The organism is Enterobacter cloacae complex sp. 385G4 (assembly GCF_057320665.1).
Map to the genome: position 1 here is coordinate 1,233,411 of NZ_JBXWDD010000001.1, position 24,781 is coordinate 1,258,191.

At 56.9% G+C, this 24,781-nt stretch carries 29 protein-coding genes; 9 read left to right on the forward strand and 20 right to left on the reverse strand.

Annotation, left to right across the window (positions count from 1 at the left end; all coding sequences use genetic code 11):
- The first annotated feature begins 58 nt into the window (after positions 1–58).
- Both flgM and AC2FAJ_RS06125 read left to right on the forward strand, forming a co-directional pair.
- A complete protein-coding gene (gene flgM, locus AC2FAJ_RS06120; RefSeq protein WP_485453923.1) occupies positions 59–352 on the forward strand; it encodes a flagellar biosynthesis anti-sigma factor FlgM in 294 nt (97 codons plus the stop codon).
- Positions 353–369: 17 nt separating this feature from the next.
- Positions 370–813, forward strand: coding sequence for a flagella synthesis protein FlgN (locus AC2FAJ_RS06125; protein WP_045629778.1), 444 nt, complete (start codon positions 370–372; stop codon positions 811–813).
- 136 nt (positions 814–949) lie between these two features.
- Here the strand turns inward: AC2FAJ_RS06125 and fliT are convergent, their stop codons facing one another.
- From fliT to fliD, 3 genes are read right to left on the reverse strand one after another with little or no spacing between them, the layout of a single operon-like run.
- A complete protein-coding gene (gene fliT, locus AC2FAJ_RS06130; RefSeq protein WP_060571669.1) occupies positions 950–1,270 on the reverse strand; it encodes a flagellar protein FliT in 321 nt (106 codons plus the stop codon).
- Positions 1,263–1,670, reverse strand: a complete 408-nt coding sequence (gene fliS / locus AC2FAJ_RS06135) for a flagellar export chaperone FliS (RefSeq protein ID WP_041909279.1) — start codon at positions 1,668–1,670, stop codon at positions 1,263–1,265. Before fliS ends, fliT begins: the two co-directional genes overlap by 8 nt.
- 43 nt (positions 1,671–1,713) lie before the next feature.
- Positions 1,714–3,207, reverse strand: a complete 1,494-nt coding sequence (gene fliD, locus AC2FAJ_RS06140; RefSeq protein ID WP_485453924.1) for a flagellar filament capping protein FliD — start codon at positions 3,205–3,207, stop codon at positions 1,714–1,716.
- Positions 3,208–3,507: 300 nt separating this feature from the next.
- Here fliD and AC2FAJ_RS06145 point away from each other — a divergent pair, with 300 nt between their 5' ends.
- Positions 3,508–4,965: a FliC/FljB family flagellin gene (locus AC2FAJ_RS06145; protein ID WP_485453925.1), complete on the forward strand. Its 1,458-nt coding sequence runs from the start codon at positions 3,508–3,510 to the stop codon at positions 4,963–4,965.
- Positions 4,966–5,143: 178 nt separating this feature from the next.
- On the opposite strand, the gene AC2FAJ_RS06150 is transcribed toward AC2FAJ_RS06145, so the two are convergent.
- From AC2FAJ_RS06150 to AC2FAJ_RS06165, 4 genes are all read right to left on the reverse strand, one after another.
- The gene (locus AC2FAJ_RS06150) at positions 5,144–5,593 is read right to left on the reverse strand and encodes a hypothetical protein (protein WP_485453926.1); all 450 of its coding nucleotides are present in this window, start codon (positions 5,591–5,593) and stop codon (positions 5,144–5,146) included.
- Between the two features lie 419 nt (positions 5,594–6,012).
- A complete protein-coding gene (locus AC2FAJ_RS06155; protein WP_485453927.1) occupies positions 6,013–7,908 on the reverse strand; it encodes a methyl-accepting chemotaxis protein in 1,896 nt (631 codons plus the stop codon).
- 19 nt (positions 7,909–7,927) lie between these two features.
- A complete protein-coding gene (locus AC2FAJ_RS06160; protein WP_485453928.1) occupies positions 7,928–9,091 on the reverse strand; it encodes a methyl-accepting chemotaxis protein in 1,164 nt (387 codons plus the stop codon).
- A 113-nt stretch (positions 9,092–9,204) separates the two neighbouring features.
- Entirely contained in the window at positions 9,205–9,696 is a 492-nt protein-coding gene (locus AC2FAJ_RS06165; RefSeq protein WP_319879106.1) for a DoxX family protein, read from the reverse strand.
- 456 nt (positions 9,697–10,152) lie between these two features.
- Here AC2FAJ_RS06165 and AC2FAJ_RS06170 point away from each other — a divergent pair, with 456 nt between their 5' ends.
- Both AC2FAJ_RS06170 and AC2FAJ_RS06175 read left to right on the forward strand, forming a co-directional pair.
- The gene (locus tag AC2FAJ_RS06170; RefSeq protein WP_485453929.1) at positions 10,153–10,974 is read left to right on the forward strand and encodes a winged helix-turn-helix domain-containing protein; all 822 of its coding nucleotides are present in this window, start codon (positions 10,153–10,155) and stop codon (positions 10,972–10,974) included.
- On the forward strand, positions 10,940–11,464 hold the full coding sequence (locus AC2FAJ_RS06175; RefSeq protein WP_045629787.1) for a hypothetical protein: 525 nt from the start codon (positions 10,940–10,942) through the stop codon (positions 11,462–11,464). The genes AC2FAJ_RS06170 and AC2FAJ_RS06175 overlap by 35 nt, the downstream gene beginning before the upstream one ends.
- 3 nt (positions 11,465–11,467) lie before the next feature.
- Here AC2FAJ_RS06175 and fliR read toward each other — a convergent pair whose 3' ends face one another.
- From fliR to fliF, 13 genes are all read right to left on the reverse strand, one after another.
- On the reverse strand, positions 11,468–12,247 hold the full coding sequence (fliR, locus tag AC2FAJ_RS06180) for a flagellar biosynthetic protein FliR (RefSeq protein ID WP_041909263.1): 780 nt from the start codon (positions 12,245–12,247) through the stop codon (positions 11,468–11,470).
- A complete protein-coding gene (fliQ, locus tag AC2FAJ_RS06185; protein WP_041909262.1) occupies positions 12,247–12,516 on the reverse strand; it encodes a flagellar biosynthesis protein FliQ in 270 nt (89 codons plus the stop codon). Before fliQ ends, fliR begins: the two co-directional genes overlap by 1 nt.
- Before the next feature lie 9 nt (positions 12,517–12,525).
- A complete protein-coding gene (gene fliP / locus AC2FAJ_RS06190; protein WP_447087459.1) occupies positions 12,526–13,257 on the reverse strand; it encodes a flagellar type III secretion system pore protein FliP in 732 nt (243 codons plus the stop codon).
- The gene (gene fliO / locus AC2FAJ_RS06195) at positions 13,254–13,622 is read right to left on the reverse strand and encodes a flagellar biosynthetic protein FliO (protein ID WP_309257303.1); all 369 of its coding nucleotides are present in this window, start codon (positions 13,620–13,622) and stop codon (positions 13,254–13,256) included. Before fliO ends, fliP begins: the two co-directional genes overlap by 4 nt.
- The gene (fliN, locus tag AC2FAJ_RS06200) at positions 13,622–14,005 is read right to left on the reverse strand and encodes a flagellar motor switch protein FliN (protein ID WP_041909256.1); all 384 of its coding nucleotides are present in this window, start codon (positions 14,003–14,005) and stop codon (positions 13,622–13,624) included. Before fliN ends, fliO begins: the two co-directional genes overlap by 1 nt.
- A 7-nt stretch (positions 14,006–14,012) precedes the next feature.
- Positions 14,013–15,005, reverse strand: coding sequence for a flagellar motor switch protein FliM (gene fliM, locus AC2FAJ_RS06205; RefSeq protein WP_041909255.1), 993 nt, complete (start codon positions 15,003–15,005; stop codon positions 14,013–14,015).
- 5 nt (positions 15,006–15,010) lie between these two features.
- Positions 15,011–15,517, reverse strand: a complete 507-nt coding sequence (locus AC2FAJ_RS06210; RefSeq protein WP_047362963.1) for a flagellar basal body-associated FliL family protein — start codon at positions 15,515–15,517, stop codon at positions 15,011–15,013.
- Between the two features lie 129 nt (positions 15,518–15,646).
- The gene (locus AC2FAJ_RS06215; protein WP_485453930.1) at positions 15,647–16,696 is read right to left on the reverse strand and encodes a flagellar hook-length control protein FliK; all 1,050 of its coding nucleotides are present in this window, start codon (positions 16,694–16,696) and stop codon (positions 15,647–15,649) included.
- Positions 16,693–17,142, reverse strand: coding sequence for a flagellar export protein FliJ (fliJ, locus tag AC2FAJ_RS06220; RefSeq protein WP_485453931.1), 450 nt, complete (start codon positions 17,140–17,142; stop codon positions 16,693–16,695). Before fliJ ends, AC2FAJ_RS06215 begins: the two co-directional genes overlap by 4 nt.
- Before the next feature lie 12 nt (positions 17,143–17,154).
- Positions 17,155–18,519: a flagellar protein export ATPase FliI gene (gene fliI, locus AC2FAJ_RS06225; protein WP_060571664.1), complete on the reverse strand. Its 1,365-nt coding sequence runs from the start codon at positions 18,517–18,519 to the stop codon at positions 17,155–17,157.
- Positions 18,516–19,220: a flagellar assembly protein FliH gene (locus tag AC2FAJ_RS06230; protein ID WP_485453932.1), complete on the reverse strand. Its 705-nt coding sequence runs from the start codon at positions 19,218–19,220 to the stop codon at positions 18,516–18,518. Before AC2FAJ_RS06230 ends, fliI begins: the two co-directional genes overlap by 4 nt.
- The gene (fliG, locus tag AC2FAJ_RS06235) at positions 19,207–20,193 is read right to left on the reverse strand and encodes a flagellar motor switch protein FliG (RefSeq protein ID WP_041909243.1); all 987 of its coding nucleotides are present in this window, start codon (positions 20,191–20,193) and stop codon (positions 19,207–19,209) included. Before fliG ends, AC2FAJ_RS06230 begins: the two co-directional genes overlap by 14 nt.
- Positions 20,193–21,872 (reverse strand): flagellar basal-body MS-ring/collar protein FliF, encoded by a 1,680-nt coding sequence (gene fliF / locus AC2FAJ_RS06240; RefSeq protein WP_041909241.1) that lies wholly within the window; start codon positions 21,870–21,872, stop codon positions 20,193–20,195. Before fliF ends, fliG begins: the two co-directional genes overlap by 1 nt.
- A 263-nt stretch (positions 21,873–22,135) precedes the next feature.
- Between fliF and fliE the strand changes: the two genes are divergently transcribed.
- From fliE to cheY, 4 genes are read left to right on the forward strand one after another with little or no spacing between them, the layout of a single operon-like run.
- Positions 22,136–22,459, forward strand: a complete 324-nt coding sequence (gene fliE, locus AC2FAJ_RS06245) for a flagellar hook-basal body complex protein FliE (RefSeq protein WP_041909239.1) — start codon at positions 22,136–22,138, stop codon at positions 22,457–22,459.
- Between the two features lie 16 nt (positions 22,460–22,475).
- Entirely contained in the window at positions 22,476–23,330 is an 855-nt protein-coding gene (locus AC2FAJ_RS06250) for a CheR family methyltransferase (protein ID WP_041909237.1), read from the forward strand.
- A complete protein-coding gene (locus tag AC2FAJ_RS06255; protein WP_041909235.1) occupies positions 23,327–24,376 on the forward strand; it encodes a protein-glutamate methylesterase/protein-glutamine glutaminase in 1,050 nt (349 codons plus the stop codon). Before AC2FAJ_RS06250 ends, AC2FAJ_RS06255 begins: the two co-directional genes overlap by 4 nt.
- Positions 24,377–24,394: 18 nt before the next feature.
- On the forward strand, positions 24,395–24,781 hold the full coding sequence (cheY, locus tag AC2FAJ_RS06260) for a chemotaxis response regulator CheY (protein WP_041909233.1): 387 nt from the start codon (positions 24,395–24,397) through the stop codon (positions 24,779–24,781).

Consider the following 24,781-nt stretch of genomic DNA (forward strand, 5'->3'; position numbering starts at 1 on the left):
TTGAATCACCGATGAAAACAATATTGAGTACAGAACATGTTTCCCTGAGAGGACCACCATGAGCATCAACAGCAGCCAGACCACCGCGCCGATTGCAAAAATCGCCCCAACTCAGGATCTGCGCGCCCGCACGCAGCCTCAGGAGAGTGACACTGCGGCAAAACGTTCGGACAAGCGCGACAACACCAACGTCACCCTGAGCGAAATGACCAAAAAGATCCAGACCGACGACAGCCGCGACGTGGACTACGCGCGCGTCGCCGAGCTTCGCGCCGCGCTGTCGGCAGGTACCCTGCGCATTGAGCCTGAGAAAATCGCTCAGGCAATGGTGCAGGACATGTTTCAGTTTTAACCGTAAGCAGGACCCCTATGGACAAGCTTTACCCGATACTCGCGCAGATGAAAACGTCCCTGGATGAGCTGGAGGCGATCATGATTGAAGAGGTCAATCAGCTCAACCGCACGCAGATCAACCCGGTGTCGCTGCAGGTATTGGCGGATAACAAAAACCAGCTGCTGTCGACCATTCAGTATTACGACGATATGCGCCGTCAGCAGGAGCAAAGCTGCGGCGCGGAAGCCCCCTACCCGGGGCTCGGCAAGCTGTTTGCCAGCTGGCAGCAGGTGCATGAGAAGGTGCGCAGCACAAAGTCGCTGAATCAAAAGGTGGAATCGCTGCTGCAAAGCCATATGAAGAAAAATCAGCATATCCGCAAGGCCATCGACCACGTGGGCCACGCTAGCACGCTCTATGGACCCGCGGGCGAATCCAGCCAGCTGCCCGCGGGCCGCAAGTACAACATCAGTATCTGATCGTTCCTCTCTGCGTTGTCCTCTTTTGCCCGCCTCTGGTGGGCTTTTTTTTTGCCCGGCGGCGCTTCGCTTGAGCGGGCCTACGGGCTGACAATCCCCTCTCCCTTACGGGGAGAGGGTTAGGGTGAGAGGTAAATTAAACAGCGGTGTAAGATTTTGCCACGCTGCTGGTTTTGCGCATGGCGGAGAGTTCTGTGCTGATGGTGCTCAGGCGCCCCTGAATGGCGCGCGTTAAGAGGGCATCGTTCTCAAGCAGGGTCGCCAGCCGGGCGCTGACCGACGTTTTATTGTGCTGTGCCAGCTGGCTTAAATCGATATCACACAGCGTTCTCATTCCCATGGTGTACGCCACGGACTCGTCAAGAAACACATCCCACTCGCCGGCATTGGCCTGCTGCCGCAGCTTCGCGTTGCTGATGAGCAACTCATCAATCAGCGCCATCACGTCGTTATCCATGTTTCACCTGCTTGTGCTGCGGGGCGATGGCCTGCCAGGTTTCCTGCATCCCCGTCATCAGGGCAATAAGGTGCGGCAGCTTTTCACCGGATTTGTTGAGATTCGCCTCCAGCAGCGTACGGGAAATATACTCGTACAGGCTCTCCAGCTCTTCGGCGATTTTCCCGCCCTTCTCGTGATCCAGCCCGGCGCGCAGGCCGTTGTCGATAATATTGATGGCGCGGGAGATCATCTCGCCGCGACGAGCAATATTGCCCGACTGGAAATAAATCTCTGCCCGCTTCATGGCGTTAATCGCCCCGTCATAGAGCAGGACGATAAGCTGATGCGGCGTCGCGCCAGCGATCTGGCTGTCGAGAGAGACAGCGGTGTAGGCACTTTTGCCCGTTTTGGTGTACATCGTCAAATCCTGCCGGGCAGCACGCTGCCCGGGATAGTAGTGATTAAACCAGCCCCGCCAGCGACTGCTGTAGACGGGTACTCATGTTGTTCATATCGCTCATGGCCTTATCCAGGCGCTGATACTCTTTCTCCCTGCGCAGCATGGTCTCTTCAATGCGTCGTTCAATGGCCGTGATCTGCTTGCCGATGCGCTTTTCCTGATCGCGCAGGGAGTCCAGCGCGGTTTCGATCACGCCTTCTTTCTTCTCAATCGACTCTTTGTCACCAAGATAGGTATTAAAAATCCCTTCCATCCGGTCCTTAATTCCCTCTTTACCACCTTTACCGAGGAACAGCGCTTCAACCTCTTTCGGGTTGTCCTTCAGGGCGGCATCAAGTTTTTTGCTGTCGATGGTCAGGGTGCCGAGCGTACCGGTACGATCATCGCCGGTTTTACCGTCGAACGTGACGGTAATCCCTATTTTACCCAGCGTCTGAATGACATCCCCAACCTCGGGATAGCTGCCCGTCACGGTGGCTTTCAGCTCGCTGGTCAGTCGACGTAAAGACCCGTCACTGAACAACGCACCATTGGTCGGGTCGGATGTGGGGACCTCATCTTTTGCTAATTTGTCGCGATCGGGAGCGGTATATTTGGTCGCGCCAGCCACGGTGTTGAGGTAGTTGTTGTAATTTTTGACAAACTCCTCAATCAACGTTTTCACCTTTGAGGTGTCTTCGGTGATGGTCAGGGATTCGGTTTTGTAGTTTTCCGGATTGTTAGGGTCGGCCGGGTCAGCAGGAGGGTCCTTCATATCCGATACTTCCCGCAGTTCAAGCGTCACACCGGTGATCAAATCCTTTATGGTGTTAGCACTGCGGGTGACAAGGTTACCGTTGAGAAATATTTCCGCATTTTGCGCTTCTGTTTCAGGCTTTGCGGCAGCATCTGCCAGCTTAGCTTCCAGCGCCGTATTGCCTGTCACTTTGATATGCATTTCCCCGGCTACACCGGTTTTTTTCGAGGTCAGCACCAGTTTGTGCTTCCCGCCCCCAATGGTTATCACTTCCGCTACGACATCGCCCTTCTGTTCATTGATCTTTTTGGCTATTTGCTCGAGAGAAGTTTCGTCTCTCTTGAGATCCAGCTCCATCGGTTTTTCACCCTCTTTCAGGGTGATGGTGACCTTCGCGGCACTGTCACCAATTTTTTGATCTCGCGTATCGTTCACTACTGCCAACTGATGGGCTTGCGCCAGCTGTTTAACAGCGATGGAATAGCTATTGGGAATCGCCCCTTCGCCCGCTGTGGCCTTAAAGGTTTTGTTGTCACTCACGCTGACGCCGTTAAATCCCTCATCTTCCAGCTTGCCGAGACTGTCCTTCATCGTGCTCAGCGCGCTGGAAATAGAGCCCCATGCAGAAATCTGCCCTTTATAGGTGGTTTGCTTCTGCAGATAAGGATTGAGTTTTTTCGTAATACCTTTGCGCTCATCTGCCAGCCACTGATCAAACGGCAGCCCGGACCCCACGCCTAAAAAATTCGTTCCAGCCATAATAATGTTCCTCCAGAAATGAAATAGTTCACACTCTTTTCATCGGATAATAGAGAAGGAAGTTTAATTTTTCACAGGGAGCACAACAATATGGAAGAAGGGTAAAGACAGTTTCGTGCGCTTATTACGTCATTACCCTTCGCCATTTAAATAATAGACGCCAAACCTGTCGCCATTTTTCGCCATCAATAAAAAAAGCAAAAAAATAATTCAGTCTTTTTTATTCCCCCCGATGAAAGAAGTATGCGCATCAACGAACGCATATCACTCACAGTCATTATTACTTAGAAGGATACAACAATGGCACAGGTCATTAATACCAACGCATTGAGCCTGATGGCTCAGAACAACCTGAACAAATCTCAGTCTGCCCTGGGCACCGCTATTCAGCGTCTCTCTTCCGGTATGCGTATCAACAGCGCGAAGGACGATGCAGCGGGTCTGGCCATCTCCAACCGCTTCACCTCTTCAATCCGCGGTATGACCCAGGCGGCACGTAACGCCAACGACGGTATCTCCCTGGCGCAGACCACTGAAGGCGCGCTGGAAGAAGTGACCGAAAACATGCAGCGTATCCGCGAGCTGACCGTGCAGGCGAAAAACGGCACCAACTCTGAAGATGACCGCAAATCCATCATGAAAGAGATCGGTTCCCGTCTGGAAGAAATTCAGCGCGTTGCCGACGTGACCAACTTCAACGGTGTGAAAGTGTTCGACGGTTCTAAGGATAAAATCACCATTCAGATCGGCGATAAAGATGGCGACACTATTGATATCAATCTGAACGAATTGAACCTCAAAGAACTGGGTCTGGAAAACTTCGGTAGCGACTTTGCTAAAATTACGGCGACGATAGACGATCCACAATTTAGCGGGAAAGGCGTTGTAGGTGCTAATGGTCAAAAATATGATACCCCCGTAGGCGAATACACTCTGACCACCACCGATATTACTGCTGTCCTGGCTAAATCAACTGTACCTGGTGCTGACAAATTACATACCTTTAAAGAGGATGATGGCACTGTACGCTTCTTTGCGGTTAACTCCACAACCCAGGAAGCACAAGAAATGAATATCAAATTTAAAGATAATGCTGGTAACGTTGAAATTGATGGTGATGCAACACCTGGTGCTGCACTTTCCAAGCTGGATGCCGATGTTCTGATTAACGGCCTGAGCACATTCACTCCAGTCGCGGTTAAAAACGACGATATTCTGAAAGATAATACTGGTGCAGCAACCGCATTTAAACTTTCAGATAAATTAGACGAAATTTCCGCGGCTGCATTCGCTGGTGCTGATGCCGCAACCTCTGGTATTCAGGTATTCTCTGGCGGCACGCCAAACAGTTACTATGCGGTCGACAATAATGGTGAAGTTAAGTCGTTCACCCTTAATGCTGCAGGGGCTGTGACTATTGGTGCCGATCCCGCTCCACGTGATGCCTACGCTTTCGCTAAAGCCGCTTCAGGCGCGGCTGGCGCAGATACTCTGATCGATCAGTTGGATAAAGCCATCACCAAAGTTGCCGATTTCCGTGCCGACCTGGGTGCCGTTCAGAACCGCTTCAGCTCCATCATTGCGAACCTGAATACCAACATCATCAACACCACCGAAGCGCGCTCCCGTATTCAGGATGCAGACTTCTCCGTGGAAGTGTCTGCTATGAGCCGCGCGAACATCCTCCAGCAGGCTGGCGTGTCCGTACTGGCCCAGGCGAACCAGGTTCCGCAGAACGTGCTGTCCCTGCTGCGTTAATCTGCTTAACCGCCTCAAACACTTACGCGCATGTCCTCCATGCGCGGTTGCCCTCCCTGGTGGAGGGCTTTTTTGTTTATGCATCATCTTCTTGCCTGGCGGCGCTCCGCTTGCACAGGCCTACAGGAAGCAACGTAAATGTAGGCCGGTCAGGCGAAGCCGCCACCCGACTTTATTTTTAAGCGTGCAGGTAAGGTTCCTTCACAAAATCGGCTAACAGATGCACCATGTCATGCAGTAATCCGGTCAATGCCTTATTCACACTCTGCGGCAGAGTATTACCCAGAATAGCCTGTGCCAGCGCTTGCGCATAACTAACCGGTGTGGCCGTATCCTGCCAGCTATCCGACATGCATGACGGCGCAGCGTCCCCTGCAATGAGCTGTTCAATCAAATGCGGTGGCAGATCATCGTCGCAACAATGCTCCAGTTCATCCAGAGCGTGTAGCAAGCGCCCGCAGAGCGCGTTGCGTTCGCGTATAGTGTCGACCTCAACCAACGCGCTCGCGAATGCCGCACAGATATCGGCCACATCAAAAAGGTCGGCAGAGGCCGGAAGCGGTAAGGCAATGAGCTGTTCGATAAAGTTAACGTGGGATGATTCAGAGAGTGTGGAAAGAATAGTCATATGAAAGTCTCCTTGTATATTCATACAACCACCACCGGAGTTCTCACGCTCAAAGGTGGTGGCGCTGACGGAGGTGAGAATCGACATACAAGGGAGCCGACCAACCTAACGGTTGCTCCGCCAGCGCCGCCATGATTGTAACGACGTGTGCGCATGTACGATACAAAAATGTATCGCCTTGTATTTTCAGGTTCTCACGCCCGGTTGCGGACGTTGCCGCAACACGGGCACTTTACGAAGTGATGAAAACAAAAAAAAGGGCAAACCACGAATTACATAAGGTTACTTCCAGGATTACGAGGCGCCTTCCAGATTTGTGCCGGGTGGCGGATTCGCCTTTCCCGGCCTACATTTGCGTAGCTTCCTGTAGGCCCGTGCAAACGAAGCGCCGCCGGGCAAGACCGACAGCGCGCACCGCATCACACCCTAAACCGGTTCACCACGCTTTCCAGCTCCGCGGCCTGCTCCTCCATCGCCTTCGCCGCCGTCGACACGTCCGCCACCAGCGCGGCATTCTGCTGAGTGGCGCTTTCAAGCTGACATACCGCCACGTTCACCTGCTCAATACCGACGCTCTGCTCACGGCTGGCGGTTTTGACCTCTTCCATCAGCATGGAGACCTCATTAACCGACGTCACCAGCGCGTTCATGATTTCCCCGACCTCCTGCACCAGACGGCTGCCGTCCTGCACGCCGATCACCGCGTCGTTAATCAGCTCGCGGATCTCCTTCGCCGAGCTGGAGGATCGCAGGGCCAGGCTTCGCACCTCTGCCGCCACCACGGCAAAACCGCGCCCCTGCTCGCCCGCTCGTGCCGCTTCAACCGCCGCATTCAACGCCAGAATGTTGGTCTGATACGCGATACCGTCGATCACCCCGACGATGTCGGTCACGCGCAGGGATGACGATTCAATATGACTCATCTTTTCCACCGCAGCATTCATCAGCGTCGCGCCCTGCTGCGCCACGGCGGCCGCCTGCGTGGCCAGCCTGTCGGCATCCGCCGCGTTGTCGGCGTTGTTGCCCACAATACCGGCAATCTGCTCCATCGACGCCGCCGTTTGCGTCAGAGAGGCGGACTGCTCTTCGGTGCGTGACGAGAGCGACACGTTGCCCTCTGCAATCTGATGAGAGGCTGCCGCAATCGTGCGCGTACTCGCTCCAACCTGCTGTATCAACCCCTGCAGATAGCGCATAAACGTATTCACGTTGTCGGCGATAGCGTTCAGCTCGCGCGTACGGCTCTGCGGCAGGCGCAGGGTCAGATCGGCCCCGCCCGCGGACAGCGCGGCCAGACGGTCGCTCACGGTCTGGAGGTTACGCATCATAAAGTGCACGGTCAGAATCAAAACCACTCCCAACAGCAGCAGCAGCGGGATCTGCACCATTCCCAAACGCAGCAGAATGCTGTGGGTCTGCTGGTTCAGCAAGCTACTTTGGGTATCAGTTGCCACAAACCACGGACTGCCGGCAATCGGAGAGAGGAAGATGGTATGTTCGCCATCGTCAGCCTCATAGGTGCGTTCGATGTAGCCACCGCTGCCCTGCGACAGCATCTCCTGCAGAAGGGCAATTTCATCTCCGGGCAGGTCGATAATATTTTTCAGCTGCGGCGTGGTGTCGCTGGCGCGGCTGTAGCCGATAATTTTACCGTTGGCCTCGACAATCAGCACGCCGCCCTGCAGCGGCTCGGCGATCTTGCGCGCAAGCTCATTGAAGAAGCCCAGCGTCACGTCCAGCGTCGCCACGCCCCACAGCTGACCGTCACGCCAGATCGGCATCGCACAGTTGGTTCGCGGCTGCGGGCTGGCGGCGTCCATATAGGCGTCGGCCCACGCACATTGCCCTTTTGCAGTACGCATCCCAGCCTTAAACCACGGCTGCTGCCAGTAAGCAGCCGCATCCGGCTGATTCCACGTACCGTTCAGCTGCAGCTGGTTCTGCTTGTCTCTGGCATAAAACGTGCTGTTTTTCTCCACGCCCGGCTCACGCTTCCCCGGCAGCGGCCACACGCCGCCGCCAAACAGGGTGCTGTCACCGTTCTGGTTCACCAGGGCAGGAAGCAGACGGTCGATTTGCGCGCTGTCGAGCTGCGCGACGGTTTCCGTCAATACGCGCTGCTGCGCCTGTACCCGCGACATCAGCTGCGTCACGGCGGCGGTGTGCTCGTTAATTTGATAGTGCACGCGCCGGTGCTCATCTTTCAGCAGCGCGGGCGCAATGAAGTGCATAACAACCCAGAGGGTAATGAGGGTCAGTAAAATAAAGAAAGCAGAGACCAGCATAATGGCCCTGCTTTGAAGGGAGGAAAACATAATATGAAATACTCGTAGATTATCCGCTCGTGCGGTGAATTAAGGTGTTCGCCACCGTGTAAACCTCTTCAATCAGCACGCTGTTATTTTGCGTCACCGAAGGTGCCCCGCTTTGCGCCTGCATCATCGCATCGTCAATCAGGGCCCGGAGTTCTTTCGACGAACGCGCGCAGCGGCTCGCCAGGTTGCGCGACTCCACGGCAAACACGCTCTCATCGTTATGAAGGGAATAGCTGTAGGCGCGACTGGCCAGCTGCACCAGCGTGCCGCTGCTGTCGGCAATGTGCAGCGCGGCGTCGTGTAGCGCGTTCATTGCCCGGATCGCACCCGTGGCGCTTTCGCTCAACACGGCCAGCATATTGGCGTTCGCTTCGGGTACCCGCAGCAGACGTTCATTCTCCTCGGCAATCGTGCTGGCTGCCCTGGCAATCGCGCTCGCCTGCTCGCCAATCTCCTGCATCAGCGGCGGCAAATGCGCGCCCTGCTCGGTTTTCAGCTGCGACGGCAGCTCTTCGTTGAGGCGGGATAGATGCTGGTTCAGGCTGCGAAGCAGGGTCAACGTAGAGACCAGCAGCAAGGCCGCCAGCGGCCACGGCTTATGCAACATAATGCCCGGCCGCTCGCCCATTCGCCGGGTGGGCACGTCAAGGGCAAGCAGCCACGGCCTGTCGGGAATGGGCATTACCATCAGCGTATGCTCGCCGCTGGCGCTGCGAAAATGGGTATGACGCAACCCGCCATCCGACTGGGCCACCAGCGCACGCAACGGCACCGCCATCGGCAGGTTAATATCGTTGAGGGACTGTACCGACGGCGCACCGGCGGCATCGCCGATGATGCGTCCGGTGTCGTCCACAATCCAGGCGCGACCGCCAAGACGTTCGCCCGTCTCTTTGACCAGTGCATTGAGAAATTGACGGCTGTTGCCCGTCTCTTCGGCACTATCCGTCTCGCCCGGCGCGCTTTTGTCCAGCGCGAAGCTTTTAAGGGTGACCACGCTTTCGGTCATTGAACGCTGCTGCGCTTCAACACGATCGAGCTGCTCGCGCAGCTGGGTCGCCAGGACATCAACCTGCGTGCGCAGGCGCTGCCCCTCCGTGCGAATAAACCACGGCATGACGCCAGCCTGCACCAGAATCACCAGGGTAATGAAAATAACGACCAGTATGACAATAAAAACCATAACATCAGCGCCTGTTCTTTTAACGGCAGCACAATGCTGCCTCTGCAGGGCTATTTTATTATGCAGGCATCAGGAAATATGCTCTTCAAAGCGTTGATAACCGCGCACTTATGTTAACCCTCAACAAAAACAATTTTGCGGACCTTCTGCCAGCGTTTGACCAGCCAGCCGTCGAGGCTGCAAAGGGTGCCGCCCCAGGTCAACGGGAACACGCAGAGCACCACATAGAGCGTCTCGGGCAGATAAAGCAGCCAGCTCAGCCATGAAATCAAATTCAGCCCGCGCGGAATGGTGTAAATCCCAATCGTGATCAGCGCCACGCTGCTGATGACCATTAATATCAGCGCGCTAACGCGGCTGAACAACCCCAGCGTCAACAGCAGACCCATACTGCATTCCAGGAACGCCACCACTACCGCCATAACAACCGGGAAAGGGATCCCCGCATCGTGCAGGGTATCCACCATCAGCAGCTGGTTCTCAGGAACAAATAATTTATTAAACCCGGCAGTAAAGAAAAATACACCTGTCACCAGACGACAGATAAATACGGGAAACATGGCCGGCATATCGGACGTATGCATAAAACGCTTAAGAGAGAACATCGGTCATCCTTGTTAAGAAAATGAATACTGTTTAATAAATTCAATAACCTGCCTTTTACTCAGTATAAATTCGCAGACCTCGTGCGCAACCGCCGCCCCGCCATTTCCGGCACAATTAATAATTTTGTACAGATTAAAAAATGTTTAATCAAAAGTGATAACAGCGTCTCATTATCAACGCTGCTGACGCCGCGCACGCGCAGTTAAATTGGTAACCAATTGGTTTTAATGTGATTAAAACGCAATCACTCATAACGTTATTTTTGGTGTGGTTAAAACACCGCAATTAATAACCTTAAAGGTGTTAAGGCTGCTTTTACATAATGGTTGCAAAAAGATGAAGTAAGACATAAAAAACAGGTCGCTCTGGCTCCCGGCTAGCAATAACGTGCATTCATTACTATTAATTACATTAGCCAGAAGCGATACCCAATACACCAGAAGAATCAAATAACTATGCTAAACAATATCGCGATTGGATCGTTAGTGTCGCTGGATTTGCAGATCCGTACGCTTGCCCGAACGGATACGCAAGAGACCGTCACGCTTCCCCAAAGCGCATGTCTGTGCCTTGCCGCGCTGGTGGAGGCGCATGGGGAAGTGCTTTCCCAGGAACAGCTGATGGAGATCGGCTGGCGCAGCGCCGGGGTGGAGGTCACCGACAACAGCGTGCGGGTGATGATCACCAAGTTACGCCGTGCGTTCGCTCAGCTAAACCTGCAGGAGGCCGTCACGCTCATCGCCGTAACGCGCAGCGGCTATCGCCTGCTGGTGCGGGAGAGCGGCAGCGAAGTGGCGCCTGCAACGCAGATACCAGATCTCCCGCAGCAGGAAGCCCCCGAACAGGCCGTTGCGCCAGAGGTACCGCCGACGGTCGAACCCGCCCCGCCGCGCGCCCGCAGCACGCTCATGCAAAAGATCTGCGCCACGCTCAGCGGCGTGCTCGTTGGGCTGGTGATTGCGCTCCTCCTGCGCGGCATTTTAGATTTTAGCCCGCAGCCGGTGCACTTTGTGCGCTGGAATGGCCCCGGCGTGCCGCCCGGTACCGAGGTGATGGTTCAGCAGGACAAACAGTCGCAGACCGCGCTGATTGAATCCACGCTGCAAACCTATACCCGCCACGTTCTGGCGCGCCGTACCGACGAGAAGCCCGCTGCCGTACTGTATGTGACCACGGGCTCGGAAAAGATGAGTAAATTCCAGGGGCTTATTGCCTGCCAACAACCCTTTAAGGATTCAGGGAATGACTGCGAATCGTTCTATTTTCGCCATTATTAAATCGCCGCTCGCGCTGCTGTTTCTTGGCGGCGTTATTATCGGGACCGGCGCCATGGCGCTGTACGGGTTTTATACCTCGCCCTACAAGGAGGCCTGTATTGCGCCGACCTCGTATTACATTATTGAGGACGATAACAACGCGACGCTGGCGCGCGGTATCTACCGGTCTTACCGTGACGGCCTGTTCAACGGGCATACCACCTATATCGGCAGCATCAGTCACTTCAAAGACGGCAAGCGCGACGGGCTGCCGAAAGCCGTAAACCGCGAAGTGCGCTACGACATTGATATGTCGGGCAAGCGGCTCCATCTGACCGTCACCAGCCAGCATCGCAAGCTCGGCGGCCAAAGCTCGGATGAAGACGTGACCGATTATATCTTCCCGCAAATCAAACCGGGTGAAGAGGCGACCAGCACTGTCTACCTGCTGGACGACAAAGTCCTCGCCTCCGGCACGGAGACCGTCGCCCGTATCGCCTGCATGAATTGAGGGTCAGACCAGCGCCTGAATCAGGCCATCAAGGGTGTCAAACCCGAGGGCCATCAGGCGCTCAAAGAACGGTGCCAGCGTTTCGGCAATCAGGAACAGCGCCAGCATGCCGAAGGTCAGCGTCAACGGGAAGCCAATCACAAAGATAGAGAGCTGCGGCGTCAGGCGGTTTAACAGCCCGAGGATGAAGTTAATGCACAGCAGCAGCGCAATCACGGGTAGCCCCAACATCAGCCCCTGACTAAAGATCATCCCCGCGTGGGTCACCAGATACATAAACCCGCCCGCGTGTAGCGGCGTGGCGTCGACCGGCAGCGTCTGGAAGGTTTCCGCCAGCAGCGCCAGCAGCCAGAGATGGCCGTTAAAGGCGAGGAACAGCAGCGTCACCAGCAGGTTGAGAAAACGTGAGATCACCGGGCTGTTGCCAGCGCCTGGGTCGAAAAAGGTGGCGAACGAAAGTCCCATCTGCATGCCGATGATTTCGCCGGACATGCGCACGGCGGCAAACAGCAGCTGCAGCGTCAGCCCCATCGCCGCGCCGATAATCACCTGTTTCGCCATCACCCAGACCCCTTCCCAGGAGTAGAGGCCAATCTGCGCATCAGGCAGCGTGCCGCCAATCAGGATCGCAATCAACAGCGCCAGGCCCGCGCGCAGACGGGCGCTGACCGCCTTCTCGCCGAAAATCGGCGCAACGTGCAGCAGCGCGGCAATGCGCACCATGATGAAAAAAGTGTGACTGACCAGCCCGTAGAGCTGGTCGAGAGGAAGTCCGAAGGCCATCAGCCAATCACGAAAGGAATGCTGGCGAACACCGCGCGGGTGTATTCAATAAAAATCTTCATCATCCACGGCCCCAGCGCCACCGCCACGCCAACGATGATCAGGATCTTCGGGATGAAGGTCATGGTCATTTCATTGACCTGGGTGGCGGCCTGCAAAATACTGATGATAAGACCGGTGACCAGCGCGGCCACCAGCAGCGGGGCTGACACCATTAGTCCCACCTTGATCGCCTGCATGCCAATCACCATTACGCTTTCCGGGGTCATGGGTCTCTCCTAACTGTAAAAGCTCTGGGCCAGCGATCCCACCAGCAGCTGCCAGCCGTCGACCAGCACAAACAGCATCAGCTTAAACGGCAGCGCAATGGTGGTGGGCGGCACCATCATCATCCCCAGCGCCATCAGAATGCTGGCGACTACCAGATCGATAATCAGGAACGGAATAAAGATGGTAAAGCCTATCTGGAAGGCGGTTTTCAGCTCGCTGGTGATAAACGCCGGTATCAGAATGCTGAGCGGCACCTCTTCCGGCGAGGCGATATCCGGGGTTTTGGCGATACGGGCAAACATCGCCAGATCGCTTTCGCGGGTCTGGTCGAGCATAAAGGCACGCAGCGGTTTCACCCCTTCCGTGAGGGCCACTTCCATGGTGATCTTGTTTTCCTGCAGCGGCTGCCAGGCTTTTTCATAGATCTGGCTGAACACCGGAGACATGACGAAAAAGGTCAAAAACAGCGACAGCCCCACCAGCACCTGGTTTGGCGGCGCGGTGGGCGTGCCGAGGGCGTTACGCATCAGCCCCAGCACAATGATGATGCGGGTAAAGCCGGTCATCATCAGCAGTACGGCAGGAATAAAGGTAAACCCGCTCAGCAGCAGCAGGGTTTGCACCGGCAGCGTCCAGCCCTCTTCCCCCGACGGTTTACCGAGGGTGATATCACCGTTGGCCGCCAGCGCACCGGCGGCAGGCAACATCAGGACGAGCGCCAGCAGCAGGCGGCGGTTCATTGCTCACCTCCCGAACGGTATTTCTGGCGCACCTTTTCCAGCATCTGTGGAAAGGTCGCAGGCGCAGAGGTTTGCGGGGCGTGCTCCGGGCGCGCCTGCGTCGCAAGGCAGGTAATCTGCGAAGCGGTGACGCCCAGCACCAGCCGCTGCTCGCCCACGTCCACCAGCACCAGGCGCTCGCGCGGCCCCAGCGACTGGGTCGCCACCAGGGTCATGTTGCCCTGGGCATCGTTGAGCCGACGCGACAGCCCGCTGCGGCGGGCAGCCCAGGCCATCGCCACCATCAGCAGGATAATCAGGGCCAGCGCGCCGGTGACCGTCATCAGCACCGAGCCGGTCGCCGGGAGGGAGTCAGTGGCGTTCATTAGCGGCTCAGGCGGTGCATACGTTCAGACGGCGTGATGATATCCGTGATGCGGATGCCGAACTTATCGGAAACGACCACCACTTCACCCTGCGCAATCAGATAACCGTTGATCAGGATATCCAGCGGTTCCCCCGCCAGCCCGTCCAGCGACACCACCGAGCCCTGGCTCAGGCGCAGCAGCTCTTTGATGGTCATTTTGGTACGCCCCAGCTCCACGGTCATTTTTACCGGGATATCGAGGATCAGGTTCATCTCGTCAGAAAATTGCGGTGCAGCCATGGTGTCGGTAATTCCCGCCGCGTGCTGTTCGCTCATTGCATCACCCCAGAGATTATCAATGGACTGATCGTCAGAACCCGATGAGGTGTTCATATCGCTCATGGGGAAATTACTCCTTGTTTAATGATAGTAATGAAGGCTGAATCATCTGCTCGACCTTCAGGGCATATTGATTGTTAACTGCGCCGTAGCGGGCCGTGAAGACCGGTACGCCACCCACGCTGGCTTCGATAAACTCCTGCTTATCGAGCGCGATAATGTCGCCTTTCTTCATTTGCATCACGCGGGAGAGGCGGGTTCCGACATCCGCAAAGCGTGCCGTCAGCTCCAGCTCCGTTTCCCGCATCTGGCTCGCCAGCAGGCCACGCCACTGGGTATCTTCCTGCCGGGAGTTGTCCATCGGCGGATTACTTAGCAGCTCGCGCAGCGGTTCAATGGTGCTGAAGGGAATACAGATGTTGAATTCCCCGCGGTGCGAGCCGATCTCCACCGAAAACGGCGTGGTGACCACCACATCGTTGGGCGAGGAGGTGATGTTGGTGAACTTCACCTGGATTTCCGAACGGATGTACTCCGTTTTGATTTTATAGATTGAACTCCAGGCAAATTCGTACGCCTCGCGCGCCATCGACAGCATGCGATGGATCACGCGCTGTTCGGTTGGCGTAAATTCACGCCCGTCGGCCTTGGTCGGGAAACGTCCGTCGCCGCCGAACAGGTTGTCTACGGCCATAAATACCAGCCCCGGCGAGAAGGCCATCAGCGAGGTGCCGCGCAGCGGGTTAAGGTGCAGCAGGTTCAGGTTTGTCGGCACCGGCAGGTTGCGGGCAAACTCGTGATACGGCTGGATCTTAATATTTCCCGCCGTAATATCCGGGCTACGGCGCAGCAGGTTAAACAGCCCCATACGGAACTGACGGGCAAAACGTTCGTTAATAATTTCCAGCGAATGCAGACGTTCACGAATAACCCGGCGTTGCGTATGCGGGTCGTAGGGTTTTATCCCTGCGTCTGTACGGCTGTTATTGAGATCGCTACTGCTCTCAGCATCGGCGTTCAGTAAACGGTCGATCTCATCCTGTGATAAAAAGCTGTCAGCCATAATTATTACCGCAGAATAAATTCGTTAATAAGGACGTCAGTGACGCGAATGGACTGGTTAAACGCCAGCGGTTTATCCAGCTCGCTCTTAATGTTGGTAATCAGGCGGCGTTTCCCCTCGTCGGTGGCTAAATCTTCATAGGTCTGGTGGGTGAGCAACATAAATAAACGGCTGCGGTATTCCGGCAAATATTTTTCCAGTACGGCAAGTGATTGCTGCTCTGCCACCCGAATAGATAAACCCAGGTACAATACCCGATCGGATTCATTCGCCGTCGGTTTCAGGCTCACGGTAAAGGTATTCATCGAGGCGTAAAGCGGCTCGACTTGCTCGGGCGCAGGCGCTGTTTTCACTTCCCCTTCCACCACCACGTCTGCCGGTTTGGCGAATTTCATTTCCCAGAACAGGTAGCCGGAAAACCCGCACGCCGCAACGGCAGTCAAAAACATGAACGTCATCAGAAGCGAGCGAACCCCTCCGCCGCTGGCGACCTTTTTATTTTTATTACTCATTGAACGTACACCTGATAAATAAGAGAAGGCAGCGTACTACCCTCGTGTCAATATGGCGGACATTGTAGTCCATTTAATCACCCTGATAATCAGGCGATAAAATTTCATTCCTGAAGCTAATTCGCCACTTCAGGCAAAGGTATTAATTCCGTATATATTTCCCGGCGTGGTGGTTAATAATGTCGGGACGCTGTCGTCATCGTCCGGCTGCCCTTCGCCCTCCAGCTGAGCCTGCTGCTCGCCCGGCGTATTGTCGCGCTGCTCACCTGCCGCAGCGTACTGTTGTCCCTCGGCGCTGACGTTCGCCTGACCGAGTTGAATCCCCGATTCTGCCATCGCGGCGCGCAGCTGCGGCATGGCCTGCTCCATAGCGTGGCGAATGTGAGAATGCTCGCTGACGATATGAATGTGCGCCTGATCCTGCTGAACGCGCAGGGAAATTTGCAGTGAACCTAGCTCCTCAGGGTGTAGGCGGATCTCGGCGCTGTGCAGGCCGTTGCGGCTAAAGATAGCGATATGCTGGCTTACCGACTGCTTCCACTCCGGCGTTTCCGGCGGGTGATTCACGGTAACCACCCGCTGCGGAGCAGGGGCAACGCTGGTGCGTACGGCGGCAGGTAGCGCCACGGCACTGACCGGCGCGGTTGATGACATCTCTGGCGTGGCGACCGTTTCGCTCGCGACCGGCGCAGACTGCGCCGTCAGAGGCGTCATCGTCACCGAGGGTGATTTCTCCGTCACGCTGAGGGGTGTTAACGTTTTACCGCCCGGCGCGTCAGGCTTCTCGCCCACCGCAGGCTTGCCAGGTTCTGGCTTCGCCGCTGTCTCCGCGCCCGTCACGCTGCGGGTAATCAGCTGCTGTAGCTGCCACTGCGGGCTTTCTTCCCCTTCGACTTCTGTGATGGTCACACCCGTCAGCGCCTCCGCCAGCCCCGGCGGGGCCATCAGCAGCGTGTCTGCGATCTCCTCATCATTCCCCACCGTCACCTCCGTGAGCTGTTCCGGCAGCATAGCGGCGGGCAGCATCGCCTCCGGCAGCGCCTGCGGCTCCAGACCGGTAAACAGCTGCGCCAGCTTGCCCTCCAGTGCCGGGCCAAAATCCTCGTCAGACAGCAACCCGGCTTTCGGTTTGCCCTGCGCCCCGCCGCCCAGTAACAGGGCAGCAATATCAATGTTCATAGCCTTTCTCTCTTTTGTCCGGCACGCTGCGCGAATTCATCCATCAGCTTTTGTTCATGTCGGCTCTGAACCAACGCCTGCGCCGTCGCCCGGCGTTCAATCAGCGTTTCAAACGCGTTCAGACGCTGCTTGTTCTGCACCCAGTTCTGTTTCACCTTGTCGACTGCCTGCTCGCAGGCGCTGACGTGCCCTTCCTGCTGCTTCACCACCTGCTTCAACGACAAAATAAACGACTGATGATTAACCAGATCCGCCACCGACATGCCGTTACCCATCATTCCCTGACGCAGGGACTGCTGATACTCCTGCTCGTAGTGCTGCAGCTGGTCATGCTGGGCGACTGCTTGCTGAAGCTGCTGCTGCGCGCCGCCCAGCGCGAGGGTGGTCTTTGTCAGCGCCTCCTCTGCCATGTCACGCAGCAGGGTCATTGGGTTGTTTACCTTCATTGCGCCTCCCGGTTAGTCCCTGACGTCCGGGAAGAGCCCGGACAGGGTGTGCACGGCGTCGTCATAGCCGCTGCGTTCGTGGATCGCCTGGTGGAGGTACGCCTCCAGTGACGGGTATTTGTCGATCGCCAGATCCAGCATCGCGTCGCTGCCTTTAACGTATGCGCCCACGCTGACCAGATCGCGGTTGCGCTGATACGCAGAAAGCAGCTGTTTGAAACGCTGCACCTTGCGGTACTGGGCGTGCGGGATCAGCTCGGTCATGGCGCGGCTGATCGAAGCTTCGATATCAATGGCCGGATAGTGGCCCGCTTCGGCAAGACGACGCGACAGGACGATATGTCCGTCGAGGATCGCCCGCGCGGAGTCGGCAATCGGATCCTGCTGGTCATCACCCTCCGTCAGCACGGTATAAAACGCGGTGATCGACCCGCCGCCCTTCACGCCGTTACCGGTCCGTTCTACCAGCGCAGGCAGGCGGGCAAAGACCGACGGCGGATAACCTTTGGTCGCGGGCGGTTCGCCGATGGCCAGCGCCACCTCGCGCTGCGCCATGGCGTAGCGCGTCAGGGAGTCCATGATCAGCAGCACGTTGAGGCCGCGATCGCGAAAATCTTCGGCGATGCGGGTGGCATAGACCGCCCCCTGCATACGCAAAATTGGCGAGACGTCGGCCGGGGCGGCAACCACCACCGCGCGCGCCAGCCCCTGCTCGCCGAGGATATTTTCAATAAAATCTTTGACTTCACGGCCGCGCTCGCCAATCAACCCCACCACGATGACATCGGCGGTGGTGAAGCGCGCCATCATGCCGAGCAGCACGCTTTTGCCCACACCGGACCCGGCAAACAGGCCCATGCGCTGGCCGCGCCCCACCGTCAACAGGCCGTTGATGGCGCGCACGCCGACATCCAGTACGTTTTTAATCGGGTCGCGATGGAGCGGGTTGAGGGTTGGCGTAAATAGCCCCGCCGACGGGTTCCCCGGCGCGGGACGACCATCCAGCGCTCGGCCCTGCGCATCCAGCACGCGTCCCAGCAGATGCGGGCCCACAGGCAGTTGTTTACCGGCATGGCTGTCGTTTTGCAGAGCGTAAATACGCGCCCCCGGCAGGATGCCGTCGACGTGCTCCAGCGGCATCAGAAACAGCGTCTGACCATTGAAGCCCACCACTTCGCTTTCAACCGGGATAATGCCCTGCTCCGTCTGGCGCTCCACGATGCACAACGCGCCAATCGGCAGCTTCAGCCCAACCGCCTCCATCACCAGACCCGTGGCGCGCGTCAGCTTACCGTACTGGCGAAAATCCGGCACCTGCGCCAGTCTCTCTTCCACCCGGTCGAGGACGGATAGCCATTTTTTTAGCTGCGCGCTCATTGCGACAGTTCCTCGCGAGCCAGCTGACAGAGCGCCTGCCAGCGCGTTTCCATACTGGCGTCCACCTCTGCATCAGGTGACACCACGCGGCAGCCGCCGGACGCCAGGTGCGCGTCCCGGTGCAGCTCCCAGCCCAGCGCCGTGAGCGTGTCACCCAGCGCCTGCTCAACCGAGGTAAACGCGTCCGGATTCACATACAGCTTAAAGGCACCGTGGAGCAGTACATCCTGTTTCATCAGGCTACGGATCTGGCTCACCAGGGCCTGGTTATCCACCACGCTGGCGTTGCCGTAGAGTTGCTGCACGGCGGTGAGCGCGAACTGCACCAGACGGCCAGGGATCAGGCTTTCGATGTTCTCCAGCGCGAGCTTAAAGTGAGTGACCCACTGTTCCGCTTCACGCAACACCGTCTGCTGATCCGCGCGCGCCTGCTCCAGCCCCTTTGCAAAGCCCGCTTCACGGCCTTCTTTAAGGCCCGCCTCATAGCCCTGCTTGCGCCCCTCTTCCCGTCCCTGCTGCTGTCCCTGCGCAAAGCCCTGCTGCTCCGCCTGTTTTCGCAGGCGTGCCAGCTCGGCTTTCAGCTGCGCCTCGGACTGGGCGCTATCCAGCGTCGGCAGCGGCGTTTCAAGGGGTTCCCCGAGCAGATTTTCAGGCTGCCAGCTGTGCCACTCCTGGGCGTGGCTATCCTTAAACGTAGGCATCGTCGCTGCCTCCAATCAGGATCTCGCCAGACTCGGCCAGGCGACGAACAACGTTGAGGATCGTCTTCTGTTCGGCTTCGACCTGAGACAGACGAACCGGGCCACGGGAGGCCAGGTCGTCGGTCATCAGCTCGGCCTGACGACGGGACATGTTGCGGAAGAACTTCATGCGCAGCGGCTCGTCGGCCCCTTTCAGGGCGATGATCAGCGTCTCGCTCTCGATCTCCTGCAGCAGGCGCTGAATACTTCTGTCTTCCACTTCCACCAGGTTTTCGAACAGGAACATCTCGTCGATAATCTTCTGCGCCAGCTCGCCGTCGAATTCGCGTACCGCCTCGATGGCCGCCTCTTCCTGGTGAGACTTCATCAGGTTGAGGATCTCTGCCGCCGGACGCACGCCGCCCATCTTGCTGCGCTTCAGGTTTTGACCGTGGAGCAGGTTGTTCAACACTTCGGTGAGCTCCTGCAACGCGGCAGGCTGTACGCCACCAAACGTGGCGATACGCAGCATGATGTCATTACGCTCGCGGTCGTCAAATTTGCCCAGTACGTCCGCCGCCTGGTTACGCTTCAGATGCACCAGGATGGTGGCGATGATCTGCGGATGCTCCTCACGAATGAGATCGAATACCGATTGTGGCTCCATAAAGTTGAGCGTCTCGATGCCGTTGCCGCCCTGGTGGGTATCCAGCAGGTCTTCCAGCAGCGAGGAGGCGCGCTCTTCACCCAGCGCCTTCACCAGCACGCTGCGCAGATAATCGTTGGTATTGAGACTCAGTGCGGCATATTCGCTGGAGTCTTTCTTAAACTGTTCTAATACCATTGCCATCTGGTCATGGGTAAAGCCCGCCATATTGACCATTGAGCTACTGATCTGCTTCACCTCGTGGGCGTTGAGGTGCTTGAACACCTCCGCCGCCAGGACATCTCCCAGCGTCAGCATGACGATGGCGCTTTTTTCTGAGGCATTCATTATTTAGGCTCCTTACTCATCCACTGGCGGATAACGAGGGCGATAACGCGCGGCTCCTGCTCTGCCAGCTCACGCAGCTGTTGACCATTGAGTTCCGTATCCACCCGCTGCTGGGCACGGTCGCGGTTGTTTTTCTCCGCGGCACGTTTTTTCGCCGCGATCTCTTCCTCTCGCGCCTCTTTCTCCATCTCCAGACGACGGATTGTGGTCTCCTGGTGGCGGGTCCAGGCTGGCTGGACCAGCTTGCGCCACATCACCCAGGCGATAATCGCAATCACCAGGTAGCGAGCAATCGCCATCAGCAGGACGTAGAAACTTTCCTGCTTCCAGAACGGCGGTACCGGAGCTTCCACCACGCCGTTAAACGCGGAGTTGAGAATATTGACGCTGTCGCCGCGCGCGGCGTTGTAACCAATCGCCTCTTTCACCAGGGCGTTGATGCGGGTCAACTCCGCCTCACCGATCGGGCCGGGTTTACCCTCTTCCCCCTGCGGCAAATGGTTGATGACCACGGCCACCGAGAGACGTTGAATTCGTCCCGTATTAGATTTGGTGTGGGTTAGCGTGCGATCCACCTCAAAGTTAGTGGTTTCATCACTGCGGTTGTTATAAGGCTGGGCTGGCTCGCGGTTGGCGCTGTTACCGGTGGTTTTCTCTTTATTGTCGTCCGCCGGGGTGTTGAGCGGCTGGGTCAGCGGTGCGGTGGCCGGTGCGGGTGGGGTATTGCTCAATGCCCCCGGCACGCCGCCTGCGCCGCGGCGGTTGCCCTGCTCGGAGAGGCTCGTCTGGCGGCTGCGGATCGCCATTTTTTCAGGCTCGCTGTTCGGCTGATACTGCTCCAGCGTCTGTTCCTGCTCGGTGAAGTCAATCTGCGCCGTGACCTGCGCGCGAATATTTTCGTCCCCCACCAGCGGGGCCAGAATGCGCTGAATACGCTGCTGGTAGTCACTCTCAATGTCGTTGGTGTATTTGAGATGCGCCGTTTGCAAGCCGCGCACGCCGCTTTGGGTCAGCAGATTACCGCGCTGATCGACAATGGTGACGCTCTCGGCAGAAAGCCCGGTGACGGCGCTGGAGATCAGATGGGTGATGGCCACCACCTGGCTGTCGTCAAGGGTGCGGCCCTGAAGCAGGTTCACGGTGACTGAGGCGGTCGGTTTTTTCTGTTCACGGACAAACATCGACGGTTTCGGCGTAGCCAGATGCACGCGCGCGCTCTGAATCGGCCCGAGATTTTCAATGGTGCGCGCCAGCTCGCCCTCCAGGGCGCGCTGGTAGTTCACCTGCTCGGTAAACTGGCTGACGCCGAACTTCTCCTGATCGAGCAGTTCAAAGCCCACCGAGCCGCCTTTCGGCAGCCCCTGTTGCGCCAGCTTCATACGCACTTCATGTACCTGGGATCCCGGTACCATGATGACGCCACCGGCGGTTTCAATACGATAAGGGACGTTGAGCTGCGAGAGCTGCGCAACAATCGCGCCGCCCTCTTCATCACTGATGTTGCTGAACAGCACCCGGTAGTCCGGCTCCTTTGCCCAGAACAGTAAGGCGATGATGACGGAAAGCGCCGCAGCGCCGCAAATCACCAGCAAAAGCTTCGGACTGCTGCGAAGTGAGGACAGTATTGATTTAATTCGCTCTGCCGGATTGTTGGTTAAATCATTTAGTGTGGCACTCATGCCGTATTCCTGTATGAAATAGCACGCATCGGCGATGCGCGTCAGCTCACGAAATTCGCGAGAGTGATGTCGACGATTTCAAAAATATAAGAATTTTTCAGGCGGGCATTATCGTCTGAAAGGCGTTTTTTTTAAGGATAAATAAGCTCAAAGTTCTGTCGGCTTATTGGATTTTCTGAGGTTTTTATTCGCGTGTTAAGCTGTCGACGTTTAAAAGATGTGCAACAAACAGCGCTTTTTATCTCATTTACCAGGAATTGAACATGTCAGCAACATTAATGCATGGCGTACTCGATCAAATTCAGCGTCAGGCGCAGCAGGTCGGCGGGGCGTCTACTCGCCTCCAGTCTCCGCGCGGCGACACGCCCTCTTTTTCTGACGTTTTATTTAACAGCATTAACGAAATAAATAAAACCCAGGTCGAGGCGAAGAGCAAAACACAGCAGTGGATGTCCGGAAGTCATGATATAGCCCTGAATGACGTGATGCTCGCGATGCAGAAGTCTTCTATTTCATTCAGCTTTGGTATGCAGGCGCGAAATAAAATGATCGGCGCGTATCAGGAAATAATGAATACACCGGTTTAAGGTCTGCTCCTATTCTATGAGTGAAATTATCAGCACTTCTGCACGCTTATCCCTGAATACGCTTTCTTTGACCGACAGCGAATTACAGCGTGTCGGGAAATTAATTTATAAGCGCGCCGGAATTGTCGTCAACGCGCAAAAGCGGGAGATGATTTTTAATCGTCTCTCCCGTCGCGTGCGCACGCTGGGTCTTGCCACGTTCAGCGACTATATCGGCCTTCTGGAGTCGCACTCAGAACACCCGGAATGGCAGAACTTCATTAACGCGCTGACGACCAACCTGACCTCCTTTTTCCGCGAGGCGTATCACTTCCCGATCCTCGCGGAACATGCGCGCCAGCGCGCGTCAGGCTATCGCGTCTGGTGTACCGCCGCGTCAACGGGCGAAGAGCCCTGCTCTATCGCGATGACGCTGCACGAGCTGTTAGGCGCGTCGGTGGCCGGACCGCGCATCTGGGCGTCGGATATCGACACGGAGGTGCTGGCAAAAGCGGAAGCGGGCGTTTACCGGCTGAGCGATCTGGACGCGCTGACGCTGGCGCAGAAGCGTCACTTCTTTCTGCGCGGCACAGGCGACAACAGCGAGTGGGTGAAAGCCAGACGGGAGCTGCTTTCCGCCATTCACTATCAGCAGCTTAATTTACTGGACGAGAAGTGGTCCGTACCCGGGCCGTTCGACGCCATTTTCTGTCGTAACGTGATGATTTATTTCGACGCGCCGACGCAGCAGCGCCTGTTGCAGCGCTTTGCGCGTCTGCTTAAGCCCGGCGGTCTGCTTTTTGTGGGCCACTCGGAACATTTTAACCACGCACATATTCCGCTGCGCCTGCGCGGGCAGTCGGTTTATGAACTGACGGAGGCCACACGGTGAAGGCGATTCGTGTGCTGGCGGTCGACGATTCAGCCCTGATGCGTAACATGCTCAGTGTGGTAGTCAATCAGCAGCCTGATATGGAAATGGTCGGCACGGCGCCGGACGCGTTTATTGCCCGCGAGCTGATTAAACAGCTCAACCCGGACGTGCTGACGCTGGATATCGACATGCCACGGATGGACGGGCTGGAGTTTCTCTCCCGCCTGATGCGCCTGCGCCCGATGCCGGTCATTATGATTTCCTCCCTGACCACCCGAGGTTCGAAAGCGACCATGAGCGCGCTGGAGCACGGCGCGGTCGATTTTCTGCCCAAGCCGGAACACCGCGGGGCAGAAAATATCGATACATGGAGCCAGCTGGTGGTGGAGAAGATCCGCGTCGCCGCTCGTGCAAAACTGGCAGCGCACAGCCCCGTCACCCGACCGGTTCTCGCCGGTATTCCCGTGCGTCAGCAGAGCATTATCGCCATTGGCTCTTCCACGGGCGGCACGGAGGCGCTGCGTCGGGTATTGATGCCTCTGCCGGTCAGCACGCCGGGGATTGTCATCGCCCAGCATATGCCTGCCGGTTTCACCCACTCTTTCGCCCAGCGTCTCGATTCGCTGTGCCAGATTACCGTGCGTGAAGCGCAGGATGGTGAACCGGTACGCCCGGGCTGCGCCCTGATAGCACCGGGTGACAGCCATATGGAGATCCTCGGCCACGACAACGGCTACCGGGTCAGGCTCAGCGATGCCCCACCGGTGAATCGCCATCGCCCCTCGGTGGATGTGCTCTTTGACTCGGTGGCACGTCAGGCCAGCAAACACGCCAGCGCCGCCCTGTTAACCGGCATGGGCGCTGACGGCGCGCGCGGCCTGCTGCACCTGCGCCAGACCGGCGCGTTTACCCTCGCACAGAGCGAAGCCACCTGCGTGGTTTTCGGCATGCCCCGGGAAGCCATTACCCTCGGTGCCGCGAAAAAGGTCGTCGATCTTGACGATATCAGCCAGTGCCTGCTGGACAGTTTTCACTATAAAAATTCATCTAAAACCGACTCATGACATTAAGGAGATTTCCCCATGTCGGATAAAAACTTGCGTTTTCTGGTGGTGGATGACTTCGCCACCATGCGGCGCATCGTACGAAACCTGCTGCAGGATCTGGGCTACAAGCACATTGACGAGGCCGAAGACGGTCAGGACGCGCTCAACAAACTGCGTGCAGGCGGCTTCGATTTCGTCGTCAGCGACTGGAATATGCCCAATGTCGACGGGCTAGAGCTGCTGAAAACCATCCGCAGCGACGCGGCCATGGCAAAAATGCCGGTGCTGATGGTGACCGCGGAAGCGAAGAAAGAGAACATCATCGCCGCTGCTCAGGCGGGTGCCAATGGTTACATCGTTAAGCCGTTCACCGCTGCCACGCTGGAAGAAAAGCTCGGCAAAATCTTTGAAAAACTCGGGTAA

Coding starts and splice junctions, on each gene's coding strand:
- flgM (WP_485453923.1), top strand. CDS start 59: ATGAGCATCAACAGCAGCCAGACCACCGCGCCGATTGCAAAAATCGCC.
- AC2FAJ_RS06125 (WP_045629778.1), top strand. CDS start 370: ATGGACAAGCTTTACCCGATACTCGCGCAGATGAAAACGTCCCTGGAT.
- fliT (WP_060571669.1), bottom strand. CDS start 1,270: ATGGATAACGACGTGATGGCGCTGATTGATGAGTTGCTCATCAGCAAC.
- fliS (WP_041909279.1), bottom strand. CDS start 1,670: ATGTACACCAAAACGGGCAAAAGTGCCTACACCGCTGTCTCTCTCGAC.
- fliD (WP_485453924.1), bottom strand. CDS start 3,207: ATGGCTGGAACGAATTTTTTAGGCGTGGGGTCCGGGCTGCCGTTTGAT.
- AC2FAJ_RS06145 (WP_485453925.1), top strand. CDS start 3,508: ATGGCACAGGTCATTAATACCAACGCATTGAGCCTGATGGCTCAGAAC.
- AC2FAJ_RS06150 (WP_485453926.1), bottom strand. CDS start 5,593: ATGACTATTCTTTCCACACTCTCTGAATCATCCCACGTTAACTTTATC.
- AC2FAJ_RS06155 (WP_485453927.1), bottom strand. CDS start 7,908: ATGTTTTCCTCCCTTCAAAGCAGGGCCATTATGCTGGTCTCTGCTTTC.
- AC2FAJ_RS06160 (WP_485453928.1), bottom strand. CDS start 9,091: ATGGTTTTTATTGTCATACTGGTCGTTATTTTCATTACCCTGGTGATT.
- AC2FAJ_RS06165 (WP_319879106.1), bottom strand. CDS start 9,696: ATGTTCTCTCTTAAGCGTTTTATGCATACGTCCGATATGCCGGCCATG.
- AC2FAJ_RS06170 (WP_485453929.1), top strand. CDS start 10,153: ATGCTAAACAATATCGCGATTGGATCGTTAGTGTCGCTGGATTTGCAG.
- AC2FAJ_RS06175 (WP_045629787.1), top strand. CDS start 10,940: ATGACTGCGAATCGTTCTATTTTCGCCATTATTAAATCGCCGCTCGCG.
- fliR (WP_041909263.1), bottom strand. CDS start 12,247: ATGGCCTTCGGACTTCCTCTCGACCAGCTCTACGGGCTGGTCAGTCAC.
- fliQ (WP_041909262.1), bottom strand. CDS start 12,516: ATGACCCCGGAAAGCGTAATGGTGATTGGCATGCAGGCGATCAAGGTG.
- fliP (WP_447087459.1), bottom strand. CDS start 13,257: ATGAACCGCCGCCTGCTGCTGGCGCTCGTCCTGATGTTGCCTGCCGCC.
- fliO (WP_309257303.1), bottom strand. CDS start 13,622: ATGAACGCCACTGACTCCCTCCCGGCGACCGGCTCGGTGCTGATGACG.
- fliN (WP_041909256.1), bottom strand. CDS start 14,005: ATGAGCGATATGAACACCTCATCGGGTTCTGACGATCAGTCCATTGAT.
- fliM (WP_041909255.1), bottom strand. CDS start 15,005: ATGGCTGACAGCTTTTTATCACAGGATGAGATCGACCGTTTACTGAAC.
- AC2FAJ_RS06210 (WP_047362963.1), bottom strand. CDS start 15,517: ATGAGTAATAAAAATAAAAAGGTCGCCAGCGGCGGAGGGGTTCGCTCG.
- AC2FAJ_RS06215 (WP_485453930.1), bottom strand. CDS start 16,696: ATGAACATTGATATTGCTGCCCTGTTACTGGGCGGCGGGGCGCAGGGC.
- fliJ (WP_485453931.1), bottom strand. CDS start 17,142: ATGAAGGTAAACAACCCAATGACCCTGCTGCGTGACATGGCAGAGGAG.
- fliI (WP_060571664.1), bottom strand. CDS start 18,519: ATGAGCGCGCAGCTAAAAAAATGGCTATCCGTCCTCGACCGGGTGGAA.
- AC2FAJ_RS06230 (WP_485453932.1), bottom strand. CDS start 19,220: ATGCCTACGTTTAAGGATAGCCACGCCCAGGAGTGGCACAGCTGGCAG.
- fliG (WP_041909243.1), bottom strand. CDS start 20,193: ATGAATGCCTCAGAAAAAAGCGCCATCGTCATGCTGACGCTGGGAGAT.
- fliF (WP_041909241.1), bottom strand. CDS start 21,872: ATGAGTGCCACACTAAATGATTTAACCAACAATCCGGCAGAGCGAATT.
- fliE (WP_041909239.1), top strand. CDS start 22,136: ATGTCAGCAACATTAATGCATGGCGTACTCGATCAAATTCAGCGTCAG.
- AC2FAJ_RS06250 (WP_041909237.1), top strand. CDS start 22,476: ATGAGTGAAATTATCAGCACTTCTGCACGCTTATCCCTGAATACGCTT.
- cheY (WP_041909233.1), top strand. CDS start 24,395: ATGTCGGATAAAAACTTGCGTTTTCTGGTGGTGGATGACTTCGCCACC.